The organism is Thalassobellus sediminis (assembly GCF_044386045.1).
In the GTDB taxonomy this organism is placed as follows: Bacteria; Bacteroidota; Bacteroidia; order Flavobacteriales; family Flavobacteriaceae; genus Thalassobellus; species Thalassobellus sediminis.
The window spans coordinates 1-2,475 of record NZ_JBISCD010000006.1; the positions used below are offsets into that span (position 1 = coordinate 1).

Sequence of the window (2,475 nt, forward strand, 5' to 3'; positions counted from 1 at the left end):
AATTAATGGCTAGTTTTAGCTTACTTGGAAAATTCCTTCGGAATTTTCCGCTGGCAAGTTTCTATTTACTAAATTAGTGCTTAAACGCGCCACTAATATTATACGTAACCGTTGGCAATAATATCAACGGAACGTAAAAAATGAACAATTTGATTAATGAAATATAGCATTCCATATAAAAGAGAATTGACAAAATCCGAAATTGAATTTCTGACTTATCTGTTTGGAAAAGAAAAATCAGAATGGACTAATTTAATTGGAAATCTGAAAGTTATTGCGAGATGTGGTTGCGGAAAATGTCCGACTATAATATTTGGAAAAACATTTGACTCGGAAATTCAAAAAGGAAATTTAATAATAGATTACGCTGGAAAAGGTAAAAACGGAGAATTGATTGGAATATCTGTATTCGGAACTGACAAAATGCCGACTGAATTGGAATTCTACTCAATAGACGGAGAATCTGAAATTACAGAAATGCCGAAAATTGAAACTCTGAAATCTATAACGGAAAATCTAACTGAATAAAAAATACTATTGCCAACAAAGTATAAGAAATAATGCTTAAATTTATTTCTTAATCAAAAAGTTAGTGCTTTTTTAGTCACTCTGATTTTCCTGCGGAAAATCCTCGGACACAAAAACGCACTATTCTTATACACAACCGTTGGCAACAATACCTAAACAGAATGGCAGTTTGGATTCAAATAATTGGAATACGAAAATCAGACTCAATTGAGAATGATAAAAATATGATTTCTAAAATTCTTAAGAATGAGAAATTTGACTTTGGCTTTGTAAATAAGAATTCTGGACTTGAATTTGAAAAAGTTAATTGGAATTTAACTCAATCCAAAGGAGTTGAATATTTTGAATTGCCAATTCTTGACCAATCTTTAAGGATTTATTTCGATAATCCGAATTTTATTGAATTTTCAGGCTCTTTTGGACTATTCAGTTCTTGGTTTCAATTTGCTGATAAAAAGCAATCTGAACTTACAAATGGAATTAGAAAAATATTTGGGAAAATTGCGTCTGAATATGGAATTTCGGAATTAATCTATTTTTCCGAATGGTTTTTTGAACTTGGAGAAATAAGGAATAAAGAAGAGACTTTTGAGGATTTAATGGAAAGAATCAAAAATTATCCTGACCTCAAACGGAATGAATTATTTGGACTTGAATCGAATGAATATTATATTGAAAAAACAAGTACAGTTGCCAACAAAGTGTATAATTAATGGCTAGTTCTCGCCTACTTACGAAAATCCTCGCGGATTTTCTATTTGGTTTTTATTTGCTAAATTAGGTACTTAAACACGCCACTAACCATACACAAAACCGTTGTAAGTAATGCCTAAAAAACTGATCTACATATTATTAATAGTCATTACCCTTAACTCTTGCGATTTTAGGCCTGCTTCCGAATACTATAACAAAGCTTTAGATATTGAGAAAAAAGGAGATTTAAAACTAGCTATACAGTTACTTGATAAAGCAATTGCAAAAAAAGAAAACCATAGACCAGCCCTATTGAATAGAGGAACTTATAAATCAGATTTGGGTCTTTATGACGAAGGCAACAAAGACTATAAAAGAATATTAGACTTTGACCCAGACAATACCTCTGCCCTCTTTAATATAGCTAATAACTTTAGCTTACTTGAAAAACCGAACCATGCAATCAAATATTATACTAAAGCTCTTAAAACAAAAGGAGCTCTAAAGAGTTTCGCTAGTTCAGACGGAAAGGCTATGGCCTTCCAATTTAATGATGATTATAAGTACTTTGACAATGATGCAGACTATTATGTGCACGATTGTGAAATATATTTTGAGCGCGGAATTGAGTATCTAGCTATAGAAGAATTTGATATGGCAATTTCTGATTTTAAAAAGTCCCTTCTTTCTAACAATGCAAAAAAAGATTGCTATTACTTAATTGGTGAAGCTTACATTGGGAAAAAGGATTCAATAAACGCTTGTCAAGCGTTTATTGAATCTGCGAAACTTGGAGACAAAGACGCAAGAGAAATGTTAAAAGAACATTGCATCAAAAAAGAAAAGTAAATGACTTTAATCTCAAACATATTTAAATGGATTTTGATAATCTTATTCTTTCCTCTTTCTTTAATATTCGTAGCATATTATAGACAGAAAAAAGCAAAGAAAGAATATTGGAAAAAAGAAACAACTGAATAAAGCACTACTTACAACAAAGTATAAGAAATAATGCTTAATTTTATTCCTAAATCAAAAGGTTAGTGCTTTTTTAGTCACTCTGATTTTCCTGCGGAAAATCCTCGGACACAAAATCGCACTATTCTTATACACAACCGTTAGGCAACATATGAAAAAACTCATTCTGACATTAATAATTTTAACTTCTTTAAGTGTTTCTGCCCAAAAAAGGACAAAAATATTTTTTGAAGATATTGTTGAATGTTTTTATTCAAATAAAGCAACTGAATCTAT

At 30.7% G+C, this 2,475-nt stretch carries 3 protein-coding genes; all 3 read left to right on the top strand.

What is annotated here, in order from left to right; translation table 11 throughout:
* The first annotated feature begins 156 nt into the window (after positions 1-156).
* The gene (locus ACH5TW_RS00115) at positions 157-528 is read left to right on the top strand and encodes a hypothetical protein (RefSeq protein WP_439334441.1); all 372 of its coding nucleotides are present in this window, start codon (positions 157-159) and stop codon (positions 526-528) included.
* A gap of 161 nt (positions 529-689) precedes the next feature.
* Positions 690-1,241, top strand: coding sequence for a hypothetical protein (locus tag ACH5TW_RS00120; protein ID WP_439334442.1), 552 nt, complete (start codon positions 690-692; stop codon positions 1,239-1,241).
* Between the two features lie 112 nt (positions 1,242-1,353).
* Positions 1,354-2,070 (top strand): tetratricopeptide repeat protein, encoded by a 717-nt coding sequence (locus tag ACH5TW_RS00125; protein ID WP_439334443.1) that lies wholly within the window; start codon positions 1,354-1,356, stop codon positions 2,068-2,070.
* Positions 2,071-2,475: the final 405 nt, after the last annotated feature.

Excerpts from the sequence above, each read along its gene's own strand:
- ACH5TW_RS00115 (WP_439334441.1), top strand. The coding sequence starts at position 157 with ATGAAATATAGCATTCCATATAAAAGAGAATTGACAAAATCCGAAATT.
- ACH5TW_RS00120 (WP_439334442.1), top strand. The coding sequence starts at position 690 with ATGGCAGTTTGGATTCAAATAATTGGAATACGAAAATCAGACTCAATT.
- ACH5TW_RS00125 (WP_439334443.1), top strand. The coding sequence starts at position 1,354 with ATGCCTAAAAAACTGATCTACATATTATTAATAGTCATTACCCTTAAC.